This is a genomic window from Pseudoalteromonas sp. CO109Y (assembly GCF_004208935.1).
In the GTDB taxonomy this organism is placed as follows: domain Bacteria; phylum Pseudomonadota; class Gammaproteobacteria; order Enterobacterales; family Alteromonadaceae; genus Pseudoalteromonas; species Pseudoalteromonas shioyasakiensis.
On the sequence record NZ_SGPD01000039.1, the window covers coordinates 85501 to 107388 of the forward strand.

Annotated in this window: 11 protein-coding genes and 1 pseudogene; 3 read left to right on the top strand and 9 right to left on the bottom strand. The window is 42.4% G+C overall.

The features are described from left to right. Positions 1 to 448 precede the first annotated feature (448 nt). From EXT43_RS16460 to EXT43_RS16480, 5 genes and pseudogenes are all read right to left on the bottom strand, one after another. A pseudogene (locus EXT43_RS16460) lies at positions 449 to 1444 on the bottom strand (AMP-binding protein); the annotation flags it as partial. After that, positions 1441 to 2082 carry a thermostable hemolysin gene (locus EXT43_RS16465; RefSeq protein WP_062565413.1) on the bottom strand — a complete coding sequence of 214 codons (642 nt, stop codon included), beginning with the start codon at positions 2080 to 2082 and terminating at the stop codon, positions 1441 to 1443. The pseudogene EXT43_RS16460 and the gene EXT43_RS16465, both read right to left, overlap by 4 nt. 186 nt (positions 2083 to 2268) lie before the next feature. Then, on the bottom strand, positions 2269 to 4428 hold the full coding sequence (locus EXT43_RS16470; protein WP_130167464.1) for a S46 family peptidase: 2160 nt from the start codon (positions 4426 to 4428) through the stop codon (positions 2269 to 2271). A gap of 124 nt (positions 4429 to 4552) precedes the next feature. After that, positions 4553 to 5437 (bottom strand): GTP cyclohydrolase FolE2, encoded by an 885-nt coding sequence (gene folE2 / locus EXT43_RS16475; protein WP_130167465.1) that lies wholly within the window; start codon positions 5435 to 5437, stop codon positions 4553 to 4555. 11 nt (positions 5438 to 5448) lie between these two features. Next, positions 5449 to 6780, bottom strand: coding sequence for a dihydroorotase (locus EXT43_RS16480; RefSeq protein WP_130167466.1), 1332 nt, complete (start codon positions 6778 to 6780; stop codon positions 5449 to 5451). Positions 6781 to 7219: 439 nt separating this feature from the next. On the opposite strand from EXT43_RS16480, the gene EXT43_RS16485 reads away from it, so the two are divergent. Then, positions 7220 to 9385 (top strand): M3 family metallopeptidase, encoded by a 2166-nt coding sequence (locus EXT43_RS16485; RefSeq protein WP_130167467.1) that lies wholly within the window; start codon positions 7220 to 7222, stop codon positions 9383 to 9385. 354 nt (positions 9386 to 9739) lie between these two features. Here the strand turns inward: EXT43_RS16485 and EXT43_RS16490 are convergent, their stop codons facing one another. Further along, a complete protein-coding gene (locus tag EXT43_RS16490) occupies positions 9740 to 13753 on the bottom strand; it encodes a rhombosortase-dependent M36 family metallopeptidase (protein ID WP_130167468.1) in 4014 nt (1337 codons plus the stop codon). 127 nt (positions 13754 to 13880) lie between these two features. On the opposite strand from EXT43_RS16490, the gene EXT43_RS16495 reads away from it, so the two are divergent. Beyond that, a complete protein-coding gene (locus EXT43_RS16495; protein WP_130167469.1) occupies positions 13881 to 14375 on the top strand; it encodes a hypothetical protein in 495 nt (164 codons plus the stop codon). A 324-nt stretch (positions 14376 to 14699) separates the two neighbouring features. On the opposite strand, the gene EXT43_RS16500 is transcribed toward EXT43_RS16495, so the two are convergent. Continuing rightward, the gene (locus EXT43_RS16500) at positions 14700 to 15401 is read right to left on the bottom strand and encodes a M15 family metallopeptidase (protein WP_130167470.1); all 702 of its coding nucleotides are present in this window, start codon (positions 15399 to 15401) and stop codon (positions 14700 to 14702) included. A gap of 51 nt (positions 15402 to 15452) precedes the next feature. Next, positions 15453 to 17108 carry a sensor domain-containing diguanylate cyclase gene (locus EXT43_RS16505; protein ID WP_130167471.1) on the bottom strand — a complete coding sequence of 552 codons (1656 nt, stop codon included), beginning with the start codon at positions 17106 to 17108 and terminating at the stop codon, positions 15453 to 15455. A 330-nt stretch (positions 17109 to 17438) separates the two neighbouring features. Between EXT43_RS16505 and EXT43_RS16510 the strand changes: the two genes are divergently transcribed. After that, entirely contained in the window at positions 17439 to 18626 is a 1188-nt protein-coding gene (locus tag EXT43_RS16510) for a heparan-alpha-glucosaminide N-acetyltransferase domain-containing protein (RefSeq protein ID WP_130167472.1), read from the top strand. A gap of 57 nt (positions 18627 to 18683) precedes the next feature. Here EXT43_RS16510 and EXT43_RS16515 read toward each other — a convergent pair whose 3' ends face one another. After that, positions 18684 to 21548: an FAD-binding and (Fe-S)-binding domain-containing protein gene (locus EXT43_RS16515; RefSeq protein ID WP_130167473.1), complete on the bottom strand. Its 2865-nt coding sequence runs from the start codon at positions 21546 to 21548 to the stop codon at positions 18684 to 18686. Positions 21549 to 21888 lie beyond the last annotated feature (340 nt).

Consider the following 21888-nt stretch of genomic DNA (forward strand, 5'->3'; position numbering starts at 1 on the left):
AAATTTCTTTAGCAAAAAATTGATTAATAACATCGCGTTTAGGGCGATTATTGCTGGTTAATAAACCTTGCGTGTGGCTCATAGGCTCTGTCATTCGATGCCACTTTCTGATCTGTGCGTATTCGGGTAGTTGCGCGTTTTGTGCACTAATATGGGCGGCAAGTTCAGCGTCATTCATCGCTTCGTTTGCATAGATAAGCGCGGCTAAAAATGCCTGACCTTCGCCAATCACCACCGCTTGTTGTACCTGGCTGTGGCTAAGCAATAACGACTCTGGCCACTCGGCACTGATATTGCGCCCAAAGCTGGTGATCAGCTGATTTTTCAAGCGGCCCTGAATAACCAAGCGACCTGCTTGCTCAGTAACGAGATCACCGGTTGCATACCAGTCATCAGCATCTTGTGCTGCTTGACCTAAATACCCCAAAAACAATGAGCCTTTGATATAAAGCTGGCCATTTTCAATTTTGTATTGAATGTGCTTAAGTACTCGCCCTGCGGTGTCAATGTCATCATCATCGCGAGTGTTTAAACTCACCACCGATGAAGATTCAGATAAACCATAACCTTGATAAACCGGCAAACCGAGCTCACGAGCTTGCTTAATAAGCGCTTGGCTTACAACTGCGCCACCTACTGCAATAAACTTTAAGCTTTTAGGTGCTTGCCAGCCTTGCTTTGCAAAAGCCACTAAACAAGTCAGTAGCTCAGGCACTAAAATAAGGGTGTTTGGCTCAGTACGTTCAATTGCGGCTATTAATTTATGTGGTTCAAGTAGCTGTGCACCTGAAAAACCAAGTTCAGCTAAAGGCACTAAGTTAACCGTGCCACCCGCTAATAGCGGCGCATACACACCGGCTAAATTCTCAAGCAAAACAGGTAGCGGCAGTAAACATAAATGGTTTGGTTTTTCTAAACCAATGCTTTGATAAAGTGATGTTGCCACCTGCAATTGGCTTTCAAGCGATAAACACACGCCTTTTGGTGTGCCCGTTGAGCCAGACGTAAAGGTAATCTTTTGCGTGTTTGCAAAATATGGCACAGGCTGTGTATTACTCAATTGGTAAACATATAAAGGGTAATGCTTACATACATCTACTAACGCCACTAATTTAGCATGCTCGCCTTCGAAAGCACGGTCACAAACAAATAAACCTGCCCCACTGTTTTGTAAACCAAACGCAATTTGCTGAGCAGTAAAAAACGTTGGTAGCGGAATAGCCACTCTTTTAAGCTCGCTAAGCGCAGCTTCTAATACACACCAAGCAGGTGTGTTATCTAATTGATAAGCCACACCTTGGGCATCAAATTCTGCCAAGGTAGGTAGCAAGCGAGTCACTTGTTCAGTAAATTCTTGTTTAGTTAGTGAGCGCACACCATCGTTTTTGTGGCAAACCATTAAGGTATCGCTATCTTTATGTGGTAACTGTGTTAACCAACTCATAACGCCTCCAAAAATACAGCAAGCTCAAGCGATGACTGTAAACACTGCTGTTTGATATTGAATAAAACGGGGGTATTTAATACACGCTGATGAGCTTCGTTTAGGTCAACCACACAGATGGTTGGTTGATTGTCGTAATAGCTACCCCAGCTTGCTGGATCTTGAAGTGCTTGCGCATTTGCAACACCGATTTCTTTGCAATTGACACCCAGCATTTTTAATAGCGCTCTCACTTTGCGGGTTGCACAAAACACTAAATAATTTGCTCCTGCTTGATAGAGTGCTTCGTTCATTAAAACAAAATGTGCCAAGGTGGCTTTTCGATGCGTTGAGCATAAATTACCTAGCTCAAAAATGTGCTCACGCTTGGCACCAACAAAGTGCTCAATAGACGCAGGGAGGTATTGTTCAATAAACAAAGGTTGTGATGCAGAGCGAAGGCCTAAGGTACATACTTCATCATCAACATTAAGCTCACAAAGAAGCGGCATGAACTGCGAAATTTTCGCGTCATAGGCTGCAGCAAAACCTTGCTTAATATTACGCTCAAGGCGGTCACGAAATTGGCCTCCTTCACGAGTGCAAACAAAGGCAGGCTCTTGAACTTGAGTTTGATGTGATTGTTGAACTGAAAGCATAATTGTTCGCTCCACTTAGGTTATGTGTAAAATTTATCGAGCGAAACTTAAATAAAACTTAAGAAAAATTAATTTTTATAAATATTTTTCAACCTTATGAAATTCAGTACTTTTATTTTTATAAAAAACAAAAATGCCAGTCTGTTAGACTGGCATTTTAATGCTTAAATTAACCTTAAACTTAGATTACTTAACGATAGTCATCTCTTTAAGTAGGTTTTGAGCATTATCAACTTTATCCATCACCCACAGCATATATCGTGAATCAACGTGAATTGAGCGATTTAAATTTTCATCGTAATCCCAATCACCAATAATGCTTTCGTAAACACCATCAAATAACAAACCAACGAGCTCAGCATTACCGTTTAATGTTGGTGAGCCTGAGTTACCACCTGTGGTATCTACATTAGATAAAAAGTTAACCGGAACCGTATTCATACCGCCGGTGTAATCACCATAAAGCTTTTGCTTAATTAACTCGTTTTGTTTCTCTGGTGAGTTGAATGGTTCAACGCCGGTGTTTTTAGCAAGTAGTCCTTCTAAAGATGTAAAGGGGGTTGCCACTAAGCCATCTTGCGGTGAATAGCCGCCTACCGTACCGTAAGTTACACGCAAGGTGCTATTAGCATCAGCATAAACTGGCTTATTAAGTGCCTTGTTATAAGCGATGATTGCTTCCATTAATGCAGGGCGAGCAGCTTGCTGTTTACCAGCCAGTTCTTTTTTCGCATCTTCAATATCTTTTGTGACCGCAAAGATTGCATGCGCATACTGAATGAATGGATCGCTACTTTGCTTTAACTGAGCAAGGTCAAGATCTGCCATCCATAAACGTTTGCTTTCATCTGCAAGAACCGATTTAGCATACATATCATCAAGCAAGGCTTGCTGTTTTTGTTTATCAAAACCGTTTGTTAGACCCAGTGCTTTATCAACCTCTGCAACTCGCTCGTCTTTAGGTAATGCAGCATATTGCTCAATAAAGTACAGTAAAATAGCTTTATCTACGGTTTCATCATAACGACGGCTCATGCTTTTTAAACGAGACTCGAGACGTGGCATATCACGCTCTTGATAACCGCTTTCGCGCTCAGCATCTGGCTTTTTTTTCTCGTAAGCTAAACGGTATAAACGTCGAGCAGTTGAGATCATTTGCGAGCGGTGTACGTAACCTAACATGCGGTCGCGCTGGTTATGCTCTTGCGACTGTGCAACTAGCGCAGATAAATCAGCAAGTACGTGTCCGTATTTGGCTTTGCGCTTACTATCTTCATTGATCCATGCAGTGAGATCTTTTTCGAATTGTTGCTTACGGCTATACATTGACCCTTTATTGAAGCTCTCAATCATTGAGCCATAGTTTTTAATGTAGTTGTTATAACCCGCAATCGTGCTTTCATAAGCGATACGTGCCTCTGAGCCTTCAGGCGCATTTTCTTCAATTAACGAGACATATTTAGAGTTATATTTACGCGCTAATGGGTAAGCTGTGTTAAACACGTAATCAACTTCAGGCGAAATACGGTAACGGTTTGTGCTGCCCGGATAACCGGTAACCATCACAAAATCGCCTTCTTGTACGCCTTTAGCGCTTACTTTTAAAAACGCATCACTTTGGTACGGCACGTTATCTTCTGAATATTCAGCTGGCTTGCCATCTTTGCCAACATAGGCGCGATAGAACGAGAAATCACCCGTGTGGCGCGGCCACATCCAGTTGTCGATATCACCGCCGTATTTACCTACGCCCATAGCAGGGGCATACGCTAAACGTACATCTTTAATTTCTAACGATTTAATAAGGTAATACTCAAGACCACCGTGGAAAGTATACACATTACAGCGATAGCTCTTGTCTTGCTCACACTCACTAACAAGTGCTTTTTCATTTGCTTGGATAGCATCAAAACGAGCTTTACCGGTTAGCTTTTCAGTGCCTTTGTTTACTTTTTCTGTAACGTCGGTTACTTGCTCTGTAACAAAAACACGAGAACCCGGCGCAGCTGGCACTTCTTCGCCCGTTGTTTTAGCTAAAAAGCCATTTTCTAAAATATTGTTTTCGGTAGTCGAGTTATATTGAATCGAACCATAGGCACAGTGATGATTTGTGACAACTAAGCCTTTTGGTGAAACAAACGAAGCTGTACAGCCACCAAGGCTAATTACCGCGTTCATCGGAAACTCTGTTAATTTTGAAATTGACTCTACATCAATGCTCAAGCCTTTCGCTTTTAACACTGATTCAAGCTCTGGTAGCTGGTGAGGTTGCCACATGCCTTCGTCGGCAACAGCAACATTTGCTACAGCGAGACCCACTGCAGCAGCAATAAATTTAAAACGCATAGTCGTCCTTTATATTATTATGTTTATCATTTTTAGCGCTCGTATCATTATCATTGTGAAAATGAATAGCAATATTTTGCGACCGCTAATGTCAAAATTTGTAAACCATTTTAGGTTTATGAACCTAATATTTAGACTCATAAACCACTGCATTGTGGCCATGTAAGCTTTCTTGGTGTTCAACCTTAAATTGGTAATCAGCAATGCTCGGCATGGTTTCGAAGCACTGCTTCAATCGCCTTGCTGCATCTTCGCAAAACAGTAAGTTTTTTGCGTTAAGGGCAGCAAATGCTTGTTCATCTTCACGCTTTACGGCGGTTTGTACTGGGGTGCCTATGGCTTGCTCACATACTGTGATAAAGCCGCTAATATCAGGTAGCTTTTCACTACTAAAAGTGACATCAATATAAGCATAAGAGCGCTGGCTATGGGGAGTTGCAATTGAGCCCTGTTCACTTGCAAGCCAATTGAGTAAAGAGGCTTTATCTATATGCTCATCACTAAATTGCTTATCGACTGCCTCGCTCAAAAGCTGCCTCGATAATGCCGCTGAGCATGGACAGGTGCTGCTGTAGGCAACATCGACTTTTAAGTTAATGGTGAGCGATTGCTGCTTAGTAATCGTTAAAACGACAGGGTAAGCATTGTATCCGGCATGGTCGCTAAGTAGCGCTGGTTTTAGCTGTGGTAAATCAAAATGCAGCACCAGTTTTGCGCCTTTACTTAAGCCTTTTTGTGATGCTAAAACAGCCTGCATAAACTCGTTAACACGTTGACTCGTTAAGCTTTGTTTAGCCAATTGCTGATTAAGTAATAAATATAGACGCGACATATGAATGCCTTTAGCATCACTATCAAGGCTAACAAACACATCAGCTTTGGTATTCAAGTGCACATCAACATGAGTTTGTGCAAGCTTCAAAGGCAATGCTATTTTTTCCATGCCGACCCATTTTAAAGGTGACTGAAAATCTACATTAGAGTGCGAGGTAATATCGGGTAATTGCATATCAACTTCTTTTAACGATTAAATGTTAAGGCCTTAGCGGCCTGCTTGTGAGGGGTTACGTGCTGCCCATCAAAGACACACTCACCATTTACAAAGGTATGTGTTATTCGGTGTGAAAAAGTGGTGCCATTAAATGGCGTCCATTGGCATAAGTAATGCGTGTTTGTATGCTCAACGTGCTTTTCTGCATTTGTATCAACCAGGACTAAATCAGCAAAGTAGCCTTCTCTGATAAACCCCCGCTCTTTGATAGCAAATCGCTTTGCCACGTTATGCGCTGTTTTTTCAACGACTTGCTCAAGGCTCAACGAACCACGTTTTACCTGCTCAAGTAACGACAGTAATGCATGCTCGACTAATGGGAGCCCAGCAGGTGCAGCGCTGTATTGTTGCTGCTTTTCTTGCCAAGTATGAGGGGCATGATCGGTGGCAATAATATCAATGCGACCATCGCGCACTGCTGCGAGTAACGCTTGGCGATCTTGCTCTGATTTTATGGCGGGGTTACATTTAATTTGATTGCCATAGCTTGCGTAATCATCTTGGTTAAACCACAAATGATGCACGCAGGCTTCGGCGGTTATGTGTTTTTGCTCTATGGGTGCGTTACTAAATAGCTCTAGCTCTTTTGCTGTTGTTAGGTGTAAAACATGCAGCTGCGAGCCATAGCGTTTTGCCAGCGATACGGCATACGATGAAGATGCATAACACGCCAACTCATCACGAATTAACGGGTGATGCTCTATTTGTAACTCGCCATAACGTTTTTCTATGTGGCGCTGATTTTGTTGAATAACCTCCCCTTGCTCGCAATGGGTGGCAATGAGTACCGGGCTTTCCCGAAAAATGGCTTCAAGAGCATGAGGGTGTTCAACCAGTAAATCGCCTGTTGATGCTCCCATAAACACTTTAACGCCGCATACCTTTTTAGCATCAAGGGCTTTAATTTCATCGAGGTTGTCTGGGGTTGCGCCAAAGTAAAACGCATAATTCGCAGCGCTCGTTTGCGCTGCTATCGCGTATTTATCAGCAAGTGCTTTTGCTGTGGTAGTCGATGGTGAAACATTAGGCATTTCCATAAAGCTTGTAATACCACCAGCCACTGCGGCGGCGGATTCACTGGCGATCGTGCCTTTGTGGGTAAGGCCTGGCTCTCTAAAGTGAACTTGATCGTCGATCATGCCAGGTAATAGCAACAAACCGCTTGCATCAATTACCTCATCATTGGCCTTGGCACTGATATCTGAGGCAATTTCAGCGATTCGATCACCAACAATTATTACATCATTTAATGCGCGCTGCCCTTCATTAACAACGCAAGCGTGTTTGATTATGATAGCCATATGACTCCTTGCTTATTCAGCAACATTTGCAACTTATCGTAAAAAAATGCACTCCATGGCAAGATTGATTGCAGACTAAATTGTTACAATATAACATACCACAAAGTTTTTATTTGGACACTGTTATGAGTCAAAAAGATCTATTAGGTCAGGCTATTTATATTTAAGCTGCAAAGTAACAATTGGCTTTCCAATCTTAGAGAATTTTAACGGCTTATCGCAGCCAATAATCACCTTATCGCAACGTATGAGGTCAATTGTAATAAGACACAGTATGCTGGGCTCATTGATCACATGGTGATACCTGCCTCATACAAGTTCTTTTTTGTAGCATCTTTTTGTAATTCGTTTTAACCGCTATGCAAATCGAGAGCTTATAAAACGTATGTGCAAGGTTATATCGACACAATTTAATTTTAAAAATGACAAGAGAAAAACTATGAAACACCTAATCGCAACCGCGATCAGTTCTGCGCTGTTACTCACGGCCTGTTCAGAACCGCAAACAACAACATCAACGCCTAAATCAGAGCAATCAACACCGGTTGCTGCAAAAGAGCAAGCTAACCCATTGTTTGTGAAAAGCGTATTACAATACGAAACGCCTGATTTCAGTGCGATTAAAGATGAACATTTCATGCCTGCATTTAATAAAGGCATGACTGAGCAAATGGCTGAAGTGCAAGCTATTATCAACAATCCAGCAAAGCCTGATTTTGCCAATACGATTGTTGCGCTTGAGAAAAGTGGTGAGCTATTAACACGCACACGCAGTATTTTTTATAACTTAGCGGGTACGGATTCAAACCCGGCACGTCGTGAATTACAAAAAGAGTTAGCGCCAAAACTAGCGGCTCATAGCGACAACATTTACTTAAATAAAGCACTCTTTGAGAAAGTAGCGGCTATTCACAGCGAAGCTGACAGCCTTGCCTTAACTGCTGAAGAAAAGCGTTTATTAGACGTTTACTACAAACGTTTTGTGCGTGCTGGTGCAAAATTAAGTGCAGAGCAAAAACAACAAATTCGTGATATCAATACGAAGCACTCAAGCTTAACAACTCAGTTCTCACAAAACTTATTAGCGCTGACTAAAACAAATGTTGTTTTAGTGGATGACAAAGCAGAGCTTGAGGGCTTACCAGCAGGTCAAATTGAGCAGCTTGCCAATGCCGCAGCAGAGGCTGGCCATCCAGGCAAATACCTAATTAAGATCACAAACACCACGCGTCAGCCTATTCTGGCAACACTGAAAAACCGTGATTTACGTGAAAAAGTATGGCGTGCATCGGCTGAGCGTGCATTATCGGGCGAAAATAGTAACCGTGATATCGTGGCAGAACTTGCTCAGTTACGTGCTCAAAAAGCGAAACTATTAGGTTACGACAGCTGGGCTGATTTTGGTTTAGAGTCACAAATGGCGAAAAAACCACAAGCTGTATTTGATATGTTTGCGAGTATGATCCCTGCATTAATGCAGAACGTCAACGCAGAAGCGGCGGCTATTCAAGCTAAGATTGATGAGTCAGGTGAGCAATTCAAATTACAGCCATGGGATTGGTTATTCTACGCAGAGCAGGTACGTAAAGATAAATACAACCTTGACGAAAATGCAGTGAAAGAATACTTCGAATTTAACCGTGTTCTTGAAGATGGCGTATTCTTCACCATGAACCGTTTATACGGCATCACCTTTAAACCACGTAACGATATTCCGGTTTACCACCCTGATGTAAAAGCCTATGAGTTATTTGATGAAAATGGAAAGAGCTTAGCCATTTTCTTTGCTGACTACTTCGCTCGTGAAGGCAAACGTGGCGGTGCATGGATGAGCTCATTCGTTAAACAATCTGGCCTTAAAGAACAAAAGCCGGTTGTCGTAAACGTTATGAACATTCAAAAAGGCGCGAATGGCGAACCTACGCTTATCAGTTATGATGAAGCAACAACAATTTTCCACGAGCTGGGTCATGGCTTACACGGCATGTTCTCAAACGTGAAGTACCCGACTCTATCTGGCACCTCAGTATCACGCGACTTCGTTGAGTTCCCATCAACATTTGAGGAAGATTGGGCCATGTACCCTGAAGTTATCGCTAACTATGCAAAACACCATAAAACTGGCGAGCCGATTCCTGATGAGCTACTGAAAAAAGTAATTCAATCACGTAGCTTCAACCAAGGTTTTGATACCCTAGAGTACGTTGCAGCTGCATTACTTGATATGGAGTGGCATTCACTTTCTGCTGATGCACCATTACAAGACATTGAAAAGTTTGAGCAACAAGCGCTTGCTAAACATGGTGTTGATGTACCATTTGTACCACCACGTTATAAGTCAGCCTTCTTCTCACACTCAATGGGCGGCGGTTACTCAGCGGGTTACTACGCTTATATGTGGAGTGAAATCTTAGCGGCAGACGCCTTTGCATATGTTCAAGAGCAAGGTGGTTTAACTCGCGAAATGGGTGAAAAATACCGTAAAGAAATTTTAGAAGTGGGTAACTCACGTGACCTTATGGAATCGTTCAAAGCATTCCGTGGTCAAGAGCCAGACACCTCAGCGTTATTAAAACGCCGCGGCCTAAAAGCCACGGTTCAATAGTTTACCTTGAGCTTTAAGCTTTAAGCTCTAAGCTGTAAGCTGTAAGCTGTAAGTCAGAAATGTGGGGTTATCGAGTATTGATGACCCCACAAAGATAGTAAAAAGAGCTGTCAGCCGTCAGCTATCAGCGTTCAGCGTTCAGACGCGCGAAACAAGTTTCACGCCTACGAATGAAAACATCAGGCGCTAGGTACTAGGCGCTAGGACGCGATGTAAAATCGCTGCTACCTCGCATCTCGTATCTCGCATCTCGAAACTTTCCCCTTTCCCCTTGCTAACTTTACTCTCGCTAACTTAAAACAAAAAAGCCCTTACAGCGAACTGTAAGGGCTTTGTTATCACTATTTAAAAGTCTTATTTACGTTTACGGCGACGGCCGATAAGCGCTAGTGGTGCAAGTAGTAGTGTTAAGAAACCAAAGCTACCGTTGCTAGATTTAGTTACTTTCTTCTCTTCTACTGGCTCAGCTTCGTTAGTTACGGCAACAGTGAACTGCTCTGATACAGAGTCTGTACCATCGCTTACTGTTACTTCAAATACTAACTCGTCATCGCTTGAGATAGCACCTGGCGTGAAGCCTAGAGTTGCAGTGTCAGCACCTGTAAGTGTTGCTGTTGTGCCGCTTAGTTGCGTCCAGGTGTAGCTTAGCGTGTCATCACTGTTACGGTCTGACGCTGTTGCCGTTAATGTGCCTGAAGCAGACTCAGAAACAGACTCATCGCCCGATACAGAAAGTAATGGTAGTGCGTTATCACATGCTAATGCATCACCAGCAATCACGTTTGAGAAGATTGGTGACGTTACATTGCTAACAGTTACGTTATCAATCCACCAGCCGAACTCACGTACTGCGCTGTCTGATGACATACGGAAACGTAATTTTGCACGGTTACCGTTTAGTTCAGTACCGAAACGAATTGTTTCGTAGTTACCATAAACACCGTTACCATCAACATTGTTACCTGTGAAGGTATCGCGATCTTGTAGTGCTTGCGCGTCATTTTCGATTAGTGGGCCATCGTAACCAACATCAAATGTACCGCCCATTTCAGTAACATCTACCCAGTTACCACCGTTTACGCTGATCTCTACAACACCACCATCCCATTCGTTTTCGATTAGGTAGAAGTGCCAGAATGAAACTTCAAAATCACCAGCAAAACCGATATCAAACTCTCTTGATTCAACCGCAACATCTGACTGGAAGTCATTGTTGTTTAGGTACATGGTTTGCTCGCCAAGACCGAAGCCAAAGCTGTTGAAGAAGTTAACATTACCGCCGGTTGCCATGCTTTGTGTGCCAACTGCTAAGTCATCACCTGTCATTACGTTTTCTTTCCAGTCACGTAATGAAGCGCCTGCTACTTCCATATCGTCAGCAGTTTGTGAGCTAACTGGTGCTTTATCTTCAAAGTCCATGTTCACAAGGTAAGATACTGTATCGCTTGCTGCTTCAACAATCTCGTCATCAGCAGAAAGCTCTGGGAATGACACTTCGATTTCAAGTGTATCAGCAGTGCCTGCATCATTTAGTGTAAACGTGATAGGTGCGCTTGTTTGTGAAGCGTAAGGAGTTGTATCGTCAAAAGTGATTAAACCATCATTTTCGAACGTTACATCGTGACCACTAACAACCGTTAACTGTGCTTGAGTACCAGTTAGTACTTCACTACCTGTGTTCATGATGCTAACAGTTAATGTGCCTGTTTCACCTTTGTCTAGCACGTTATCGTTTGAACAATAACCTAGCTCTGCACCGTTGTAGTTTGGATCCATTGCCACATCTTTGAATGTGAAGCTAGCAAGTTTCATTTTGTCAGATTCAACAACACCTGTTAAATCTTCGCTGAAACGCTCTGGTGCTTTAGCACCTAAGCCCATACCACGCTTAGCAAATGCACCTAAGATTAGTTTGTAATCTTCTGGGTCAACTGCGTACGCTGCAGCTAAGATAGCATCACGTGCTTCTGTGTATAGTGGAGCAACCGGAGTTAGCTTGTATCCAGCAACTAAGTAGTTAGCCATACGGTTTTGAGCTTCTTCAAAGCCGTGCTCATTGATAAGTGCTACATAGCTTTCCCAAAGCATAGTTGCCCAAATTTCACCTGCTGCGTGTGGCGAACCAACATTAGTTGGAGCAATACCTACATCAGCACCTTCATTTTCAGTAATGTGGCGGAAAGACAGCGGGTTTACTTCCATATTTGTTGAATATGGAACACGACGAATACCATAGTAGAAATCTTCTACGAATGTACCGCTACCGTAAGCTTTTTGGAACTTGTCGTTACCTGGGATGTTAATGTCATCAGCTTTAGCAATGAACATCAGTGAGTGGAAATCACCCCAACCTTCGCCCATCGCACGGCCTTGGAAGTTGATAAGACCTGATGAGTTACCCACTAAACGGTTACTGATATAGTGACCCCATTCGTGAGCAATAATACCGTTATCTAACGTACCGTCTTTTAACGTTGCTTTGTTGAACATATTAACAGTAACAGTGTCGCCTGCAGCGATACCATCGTAAAGTGCGTGACCGTCAGCATAGTTCAGACCCATGTTAGGAATGATAACTGCATCGTCTTCACCGCCCATTGGCGCTGGCTCATCTGTATCTGGGTTGTTGTTTACAACGATAGCACCAATTGCACCCGCTTCTTGAGCGTGTAGTACTTTTGCTGTGAAGTTACAAGAACCACGATCGACTAGCGCAATTTTGCCAGCCAGTTCAGCTGCATTTGTTGCAGGTTCACAACCGTCTGTTACGCTACCAGAATCTACATCATTGCCATCAACTAAACGAACAACTTCGCCCGCGATATCAGCAAATTGCATTTGACCAAAGCCAGATACTTTAGAAGACTCAAGTAGACCAATTGTTTCATCTGATGTTACAACCACACCGAAATCTACACCCACTTTCGCATCTTTCGAGTTGTATAAATACATTTGCATGCGAGGGCTTGCACCGTCAGCAGGTGTTGCCATATTAGCGTTGTTTAAACCGCTATTATCTTGCGCTTGTGCTTCGATTGGGTCGCCTTCTACACCACCACGGCCGTAGTTTGATACTTGTGCAACATTTGATGTTTCATCAAAACCATGGTCATAGAAGAAATCGTGTAAGAAGTTGTTCATGTAGAACAAGTTAACAATTGCCGCTTTACGGTTGTCGTAGCTGTTTGCTACTTGATCAACTTGGTAAGGGTAATCGAATGTGTAATCTGAAGTAGTTTCAGCAGTGAAGTCACCTTCAGTGTAACCTTGAGGTGCAATTACATCAGCATAAGCAAATACGTTGTTACCTGATGTTGTTGTAGCGTCATCAGCAAGCCACGGATCCATCGTGCTTAGTTTTTTGTAGTAAGACAGGCTTACAAGTGGTGCATCTAGGATTTCAGTTTCATCAACTTGATCTGGGCCATCAGCTGGGATCACATCACCGTGTGGACCTTCCCATGGGTAACCATCTTCGTCAGCCCATACACGATAGTTAAAGTCTGCCGCGTGTGCTTTTAAGTCTTTCTTGAAATAAACTTTGCTGTTTTGCGCGCCAATAACGTAGCTGAAGTAATCGCTTTCTAGGCTGTTTTTATCAGCAACTTCTACTTCAACATAGTATGCCGATTGCAGCTCACCCGCTACTTCAAAGAATACTTTCTTAGCACGTGGCTGACCTAATACAACTTTGTCACCACTTTGGTTAGACACAGTGTACTTAACATAGTCACCTTGCTCAGTTGATTTAGTTAACGACACATTGATATCAGCAAGTTCTTTAATTGCACGTTTAATGCTTTGCTCAGCACCAACAAACTCAGCAAGTGGCGCGAACGACTGCGTTGCATTTGAACTTGTGTTAGCGAAATAACCAGAACCAGCAACTAGGTTATATTCTTTATCCATGATCAGGTTGTATTCACGGTTGAATACTTCAATGTCATGAACTTTTTGCTTGTATTTAGCTGTGATTGAGCCAAGCTTTTGCTCAGATAAATCTGCTAATACAGCGCTTGATACACCTTTTTTAGCGGTGCTAACACCGGTTAAGGCATTCAAATAAAAATCTGCAGCGTAAGCATTACGTTGCTCAGGAAGCACCATTGCCATATCAGGCTTAGCTTGACCTACTGCATTCCATAAGAACGTAGCTTTACCTAATTGCGCATCGAAAATTGATTTGTGACCCGATACAGTGCGACGCTCAGCTAATGCACGTTGCTGAGATACTTGAGGATTAAATTGTACTTGAGAGCTAACGCTTGAAGCATTATAAAAGCGAGTTTGTTCGCTTGCCTGTACTTGAGATGATGCCAAGATAGCCGTTACCATGGTAGCAACTGCTGTTACTTTAAATTGAGACATTCCTTACGTTCCCTATTGTTATATTTTTATTTTCGGTTAACAATCATAACCGTGGCCAATGTACCCAATATGGCAATTAAAAAACAGAATTAATTGTAAACAAAAGTAACAAACAAGCAGGAACATAATGAACCAAACAATTAAGATACAAGCACTTACACTAGCATTAGTACTAGTATCAGGCTGTCAAAAAAATGAAATAAGCGAGCAAAATACAACACAGCAGCCAACAACCAGTTCACAAAAAGAACAAACTTCAGTTAAAGATGTTAAAAAAGCAGTCGAAATCAACAAGCAAAAATTGACGAACGCTTTTAGTAATAATGGCGAAAAAATTACCTTTGATGCGCCTACTTTAACCAAGGGCACAGAAGTCTTTAATCATGCAATGCAAGAGCGCGGCATCGCAACGGGTGCAATTTACTTAACGCTAAAAGAAAACAGCTTACCAGTAGCGTTTAGCAGCCAATATACGCTGAAAAAAATGACCAACAAAAGCTATCGCTACCTTGCTGAAAAAGACACTGATTTATTAAAAGTGCAAAACGCTTTTAAACAAAATGCCAATGTCGATATTGTTGAAATTAAAGTTGATTATTCACCGATAAAAGAGGTGATGTAGGTTGGGTAGAGCGCAGCGAAACCCAACGTGAAGAAGCTGTCAGCCTTCAGCTATCAGCTGTCAGACGCGCGAAACAAGTTTCACGCCTACTTGTAGCAGCGGGTTTATCCCGCGTCATCATGCGCTTGGTTCTAGAAGGAGCTGTCAGCCTTCAGCTATCAGCCGTCAGACGCGTGAAACAAGTTTCACGCCTACATCAAACCGTAGGCGTCATGCTTGCATGGCGTGTCTAACATTCAACGCCATTTAATCAAGCTAACTCAACATTCAAAAACAACACTTTTCGGCTTAAAACTTACAGCTGAAAGCTTAAAGCTGTTTTACCTACTCCACCACAAAATCAAAATAGGTGGCGGGATATGCTTGCGGTTGGTAGGTAAAATGCCACCATTCCATTGAATAAGGGGCGAAACCGGCCTCTGTCATCAGGCTTTTAAGTTTATATCGATTGGCTTTTTGCTCTGCACTAATGCGCGGGTCGTCGGTGTTAGAAAGAGTGTCGAACATATCAAACGGTGAGCCCATATCAAGATCTTTGCCTTTTACATCAACTAACGTTAAATCAATCGTTGAACCACGACTGTGACCCGATTTAGCGGCGATGTAATCACCAAGCAGCTTGTCTTTGCCTAAGTTTGGATAAAACTCAGCTTTAGTGCGGGTATCTTCTAAATCGTTAACCCAACGTACAAAGTGATCAACGGCGCGCTGCGGGCGATAACAATCAAATATTTTTAAGCTCAGACCTTGGGTTTGCGCTGCTACTTGCACATTTTTAAGCGCGCTTGCAGCACTGCTATGCAATAAACATTTAGGTGCGTTGTAACCATCAACTGGTTTGCCAACAAAGTTGTTATGACCATAATAACGGATATCTAACACAGCATTCGGTAGCAAAGCACCTACATCCACAAATTCGCTACGTTTATCATCGCTTGGGTTGGCATAAGCAGTACTTGCACTCATAAGCGCAATACCTAACAAAGAAGTGGATTTAGTTAAACGAGCCAAAAAAGTGAATGCCATTTTGATTTCCATAAATAACTTAATAGCATCCACTATTGCACATTAAATAACTTATTCCAAGATTGAAGGCTCAGAAACTGGAGCAAGGTCTTGGCTGTATGTGGCATCGACAACTGAGCGGTTACGACCGGTTTTTTTAGCTTGATATAAAGCTTGGTCAGCAAGCTTAAATACTTCATCAATGCTTAATTGCTCAATTGGCCAGCCCGAAATACCAATTGATACATTAATGCAGCCAACCGGGTCAATGTAGCTTTCTGACACCCGCATACGCAAACGCTCAGCCAGCTGATACGCACGTTTTGCTTCCACTCTTGGCATAATCACAATGAATTCTTCACCACCTGTACGAGCAACCACATCACTATCACGAGTAACATCTAACAAAATTTTAGCTAACGACTGTAGAACCACATCACCAATGTCATGACCGAACTCGTCGTTAACCCGTTTAAAGTGATCGATGTCGATAGCCAATACAGCAAAAGGGCAACGTTGAGCTATCAAATGGCTAATTTGCATATCGAGGCTACGGCGATTATGCAGGCAAGTGAGGGGATCAGTTTGCGCTTCTTGGCGCAATAGCCCTATTTTACTTTGTAATAACCCGACCCCTTTTAACATGGCTTTTCTGAGTTCATTACTTTCAAAGTACCATGAGCGAATTTGTGTCAGCTCAAGTGACGTTGAAGGGCGATCTAAAGTATTTGCAGTTTCGGCTAACTGCCTTAAAGGCTGAGCAATTAAACGTGCTAACACCCAAATCAATATAAATGTGAGTACACCTATTGGGGCGGTTTTTACAAACACTTGCCACATTAAATTATCAAGCGGTGCAAGCGTGCTTTCTAGTGGGCGCTGAGTGACGACTCCCCATGGAGCAACTGTCATAGGAGCGTAGCCTGCAAGCATCTCAACGCCTTTGCTGTTGGTAACAAGCTGGGTGCCGGCGTTTCCTTTTAGTACTTCTTCAATTACTTGGTTATCAAACACTTGCTCACCAATACGGCTTTTATCTGGGTGATAGAGTAAGCGATGGTTTTCATCAACCACATACAGATAAGAGCCATCTTGATAATAATGAACTTGCAGCAATTCATTTAAAATGCTGGCACGTTTTAAGTACAAAGTGCCGCCAATATAACCAATGAAGTTACTTTGTTTATCGAATAAAGGCTGCGATATAAAGATCAGTAAATTGCCCGCCATCGAGATATAAGGCTCGCTGATCATTGGAGTACGATACGACAAAGCCGCTTTAGTGCCAAAGCTATCTACTTTACGGTTTTGTAGCTTCAATGACTTTGGTGATACCCCTAAAATATCGCCCTGCGCATTAACAATAATGGTCGAATTAAAACTATTGGTTTGTAGCCTTAGGCGGTCTGCCTCAGAATTAATTAAGCCTTGATTATTAAAATCGTCTTCAAGAATTTTTCCAACATAAGCAAGCTGTTGCTGAGCATTAAGTAAAAAGTTATCGGTCGCCGACACCAACTTAGCGGCGTATGCTTTATGATTATTAAGAGTTTTATCTATTAGTTGTTGCTTTTGAACTTGGTAGCTCGAGTAATAACTATTTAGAAAGGTTATAAGCGTTGCAGAAAACGCTAACACTAAAATTAAGCGGCGTAGGTTTAAACCATGGCTAAGACTATTAAGCACGATATTTCTCACATACAGGCCCAAAGTCCATATCGGGTACATCTAATACCTTTATACTAGCAAGATGTTCTATGTACCTCTATAGAACTTTTGTCATAATTTGATTTAGCGCAAACAAATGAGTGCAATTACTCTAATTAATTAAAGTAACTCTGTTTAATAACTTCAGCTACCAAGCGCTCGTTGAATATGAACGACATCAAAGCCACCTACCAACCCCCTCGTTATTTAACATATTGAATTTAATGAACTATAAACTTAAGACAGTTAAAAGAACGGCTAATACGTACGATTTATATTGTTCAAAAAGCAGCTTGCTTTGATGTAATAATTTATTGCACTATAAAAACAAAATAACAATAAAGTTTTCCTATGCGTCACCACTGTGCTGAAATCATCAATAAACTCCCTTCACATCGCCTCATGGCGTTAGATGTAATGCGGGGCTTGACTATTACCGCCATGATATTAGTGAATAACCCGGGTAGCTGGGGAGCGATGTATTGGCCTTTGAAACATGCACAGTGGCATGGTTGGACGCCCACCGACTTAATTTTTCCGTTTTTTATTTTTATCGTCGGCATGTCTATCACGCTCTCAGTAAATAGCTTGCGTGCTAAAGGGGTCAGTGATCAACACATACTAAAAGCAGGGGTTATTCGTACCATTAAACTCATTGCCCTCGGTTGGTTTTTAGCCTTGTTTTATTACAACTTTCGAGACCCTTCTTTTAGCTGGCTTGATGACAAATTATTGCAGCTGCGTGTGTTGGGCGTGCTGCAACGTATCGGTTTGGTGTATTTAATTGCTCTGTGTTGTTATCTCTATTTATCGCCTAAGAAAATAGCCATTACTTGCATCGCTCTTTTAGTGTTTTATGGCGCTGCCATGCTTTATATCCCCTATACCTTGCCAAATGGCGAGGTAGTCAGTGGCTTATGGTTACATGGCAATAACTTAAGTACCTTCATAGACAATGCCGTATTTGGTAGTCATCACCTGTATTACGCCAATGCTAAGCCACTGCCATTTGACCCTGAAGGGCTGTTCTCAACACTGCCTGCCACTGCAAGTGCGCTTAGCGGCATCTTGGCTGCGGTTTATTTAACTAAGCAACCCGACCTTAAAAAACAAGCTCGTACACTTATCTTACTGGGTACATTAGCTGTTATTGCCGGCTATGCTATTTCGCCATTAACGCCTATCAATAAAGCCTTATGGACGCCGAGCTATGTGCTACTCAGCTCAGGGCTGGCAGCGATTTTCTATGCGCTGTGCAGTGCTATTTTAGATATTTATAAGCTGCGTAGTTGGGGCGCTCCTTTCATTGTATTTGGTGCAAATGCGATATTATTTTTTATGTTTGCAGGCGTGTTCGCACGGCTATTAATTATAATCCCGCTCGGCGATAGCAGTTTAAAAGGCAGTATTTATGGCCTAATACAATTAGTGATCAGCAATGATTACCTCGCTTCTTTTAGCTTTTCACTGCTGTTTTTAGTGGTGTCTTATGGGGTGATGTACAGCTGCTATCGCAAAGGCATTTTTTGGAAAGTGTAGGCTTTTAAATAGATGAGCCAGTCAATCACTGGCTCATCAAATTAGCAATTAAGCCTGTTATATTGCATGGCTTTGTTTATCGAGTAGATACAAAGTTGACTGATAACTAATGCCACTGTGTTCAGTCAAACCAATTTCGCAACTACGGCTATTAGACACACCCCGACTACAGTTTTTTGGTACTTGTTGTTTAAGGGTTTTTAACGCGTTGCTATTGAGTTCTGGTAAGTTAAAGCCCTTATCACCGGCGAAACCACAGCACTCAATATCAGCTGGAATAATCACTTCATTACTACATGCCTTGGCAAGTGATACTAGGCTTTGCTCTTTACCTAATCGCTTAGAACTACAAGTAACATGGAGCATCACCGGCTCATTTACGGGCGTGACTTGCAAATTAGGCAGTAAATGCTGCGCTGCAAAATCAGCACTTTCATAAATTGTGAGTGCCGTATTTTGCGCGGCATTAAGAGTAGTAAGTGCACAAGGGCTGGCATCAAAAATAATGGGGTATTGACCATTATTTGAAAGCGCCTCGAGCTCAGTAAGTAACTGCTCACTTTTGTTTTTAGACTCTTTATTAAAGCCTTTGCTAGCAAATGGCATACCGCAGCAAAGTGAATCTGCCAGTTTCGGAAGTAGCACTTCATAACCTGCTTTGGCAGCGAGAGAATAGATCACATCAAGCAGTGGGCGCTTATCATCGGCAAGTTTATCGGCCGCAAAAATCCGGCTTGCGCAGCTTGGCATATACACCAACTTTTTCGCTTGTTGGGGTTGTTGAAGCTTTCTATTAATTGGTTGCTCGGCTCTTGCCCATGCCGAGTAATACAGCGGTGTACCAAGCAACTTATTAGCAGGTTTACTCAGGCTTCTTAGGTTACTGCTGCCGATTGCTTTTTCGAGCACCTGCATCACGGTTAAACCAAACCGTGCACCCGTAGCAACAACCGCAAAATGCTTGCTAGCAAAGCGTGATAATGACAGCGCAACCTTGCTAGAAGAAGCTTGCTTTGCTCTGAGCGATTTTATAAATTCGCCCGTGTTAATCCCCACCGGGCATTTAAGACCGCAAAGACCCGTTGCCGCGCACGTATCAATTCCAAGGTATTTAAAGTCGGCCTCGATAACACTGAGCTTTTGATTTAACTTCTGTTTGCTTGCTACATCATCGGTTGTTAGCAATTGATTGTGTAGCTCTGTGCGGTGTCGCCATAAAGTAATACGCTGCCTCGGTGTTAAGCTAAGTCCTTTTGATGGACAAACCACTTCGCAAAAGCCACATTCAATACAGGTATCGATAATATCATCACTTTTTGGCATGACTTTTAAATGCTGAGTGTGGGCATTTTTGTCGTGATTAATAATAACCCCAGGGTTAAGAATATTTTGTTTATCGAATAGTGCTTTAAGCGCAACCATCACCGCGAAGCCATCGTCTCCCCATTCGGTGGCAACAAACGGCGCCATGTTACGCCCTGTACCATGCTCAGCTTTTAATGACCCTTTTAGTTCAACCGCCACTAAGTTCGCCACATCGGCCATAAATTGCTCGTATCGGCTTACTTGCTCTGGTGTGTCAAAAGCTTGGGTGAATACAAAGTGTAGATTTCCGGCAAGGGCATGGCCAAAAATAATGGCTTCATCATAAGCATATTTAATAAATAATTGATGCAGCGCATTCACGCCATCAGCTAATTTATCAAGGGCAAAGGCAACATCTTCAATTATCACAGTAGTGCCAGTTTCGCGCACTGCGCCAACCGCAGGAAACGTACCTTTACGGATATTCCAAAGTGCCGCATTACGGGCGCTGTCTGCTGAAAACTCAATCGCTGCCAGTTGGCTTTGCTTAAACTCGGCAAGAAGTTGCTCAGTGCTCTTAGTGAGCGCATCGAGAGCCTGTGCATTTTCAGCTCTTAACTCAATTAACAGTGCCGCTGATTGCTCCGGATAACTAGCCACTTCTTTTGGCATGATGGCATGCTCGGACACCGAGATCAGAGCACGTTTATCTAGTAGCTCAACAGCAGCAACATCAAGCTCACTCAGCCTTTGTACCAGCTCACACACCTTGCTGATATCGTCAAAAATAAAGAAACCTGTGTGTTTGTACTTATGCTCAACCACAGTGTGGTAGGTGATATCGGCGATAAAAGCTAACGTACCTTCAGAGCCAATAATGAGGTGCTTAATGATTTCGATTGGATCAGAAAAATCCAGCAGCGCGTTTAGACCATAGCCTGTGGTATTTTTTAAACGATATTTATGGGCGATGCGCTCACTCAAATCAGGGTTTTGCTTTATGCTATCAACTAGGCTCATTAGCTCATCAACCCAAGGGCTATGGCTTTGCAAAAAGGCATTACAGCTTTGGCTATCAGCCGTATTAAGCACTGTGCCATCGGCAAAAATGAGGGTCATATCTTTTACTGTGTGGTAGCTGTTTTGCGCCACTCCACAACACATGCCTGATGAATTATTTGCCGCCATACCGGCTATTTTGCAGCTATTAATTGAAGCGGGATCTGGGCCAATTTTTTTACCAAACGGGGCTAATACTTGATTTACTCGAGCACCAATGATCGCCGGTTGTAAGCGTATCGCCTCAGCGTCATCAAGGATTTCAAACTTGCTCCAACTATCGCACAGTAAAACCAATACCGAATCGGTAATTGCTTGCCCAGATAAACTCGTTCCAGCGGCGCGAAATGTGATGGGTACCTGTTGCTCGTTGGCAGCAATGATCACTTGTCGTGCTTGATTTTGGTTGCTCACTAATACAATTAACTCAGGGATTAATCGATAAAAGCTGGCGTCTGTTCCGTACGCATAACGGCGCGAGTAATCTTCTATTAATGCTGACTCTGGTAAAAAAGGTTTAATTTGCTGTTTAAATGCGTGTAATCGAGTTAAAGCCATCTCGCCCCCAGGCTTGTCATATTTACGCTGATAATTATGGAATATATTATTACTTTAAATTGTACTAAAAAGCGACCCATTAAATTGATAAATTATCAACTCGCCACGCTTTTTATCAGTATAAAGGTTTGGTTATTTAAGCCTATTAGCCCTATTTGGTGATCTAACTTAGCTTTTTGCAGTCGGACTCAAAAACCGTTAGGGTAGCAAAAAAATACTGTATTTATATTTAAAAACCCATTAACATCAAGAATAATTTATTCTAAAAACTAAATAAGCGTTTTGCTTTGGAGCTTGCTGTGTTAAATAAGTTTGCACTATCGTCACTGGTTATCGGATT

Coding starts and splice junctions, on each gene's coding strand:
- EXT43_RS16485 (WP_130167467.1), top strand. CDS start 7,220: ATGAAACACCTAATCGCAACCGCGATCAGTTCTGCGCTGTTACTCACG.
- EXT43_RS16505 (WP_130167471.1), bottom strand. CDS start 17,108: ATGTACCCGATATGGACTTTGGGCCTGTATGTGAGAAATATCGTGCTT.
- EXT43_RS16495 (WP_130167469.1), top strand. CDS start 13,881: ATGAACCAAACAATTAAGATACAAGCACTTACACTAGCATTAGTACTA.
- EXT43_RS16470 (WP_130167464.1), bottom strand. CDS start 4,428: ATGCGTTTTAAATTTATTGCTGCTGCAGTGGGTCTCGCTGTAGCAAAT.
- EXT43_RS16500 (WP_130167470.1), bottom strand. CDS start 15,401: ATGGCATTCACTTTTTTGGCTCGTTTAACTAAATCCACTTCTTTGTTA.
- EXT43_RS16490 (WP_130167468.1), bottom strand. CDS start 13,753: ATGTCTCAATTTAAAGTAACAGCAGTTGCTACCATGGTAACGGCTATC.
- EXT43_RS16515 (WP_130167473.1), bottom strand. CDS start 21,548: ATGGCTTTAACTCGATTACACGCATTTAAACAGCAAATTAAACCTTTT.
- folE2 (WP_130167465.1), bottom strand. CDS start 5,437: ATGCAATTACCCGATATTACCTCGCACTCTAATGTAGATTTTCAGTCA.
- EXT43_RS16480 (WP_130167466.1), bottom strand. CDS start 6,780: ATGGCTATCATAATCAAACACGCTTGCGTTGTTAATGAAGGGCAGCGC.
- EXT43_RS16465 (WP_062565413.1), bottom strand. CDS start 2,082: ATGCTTTCAGTTCAACAATCACATCAAACTCAAGTTCAAGAGCCTGCC.
- EXT43_RS16510 (WP_130167472.1), top strand. CDS start 17,439: ATGCGTCACCACTGTGCTGAAATCATCAATAAACTCCCTTCACATCGC.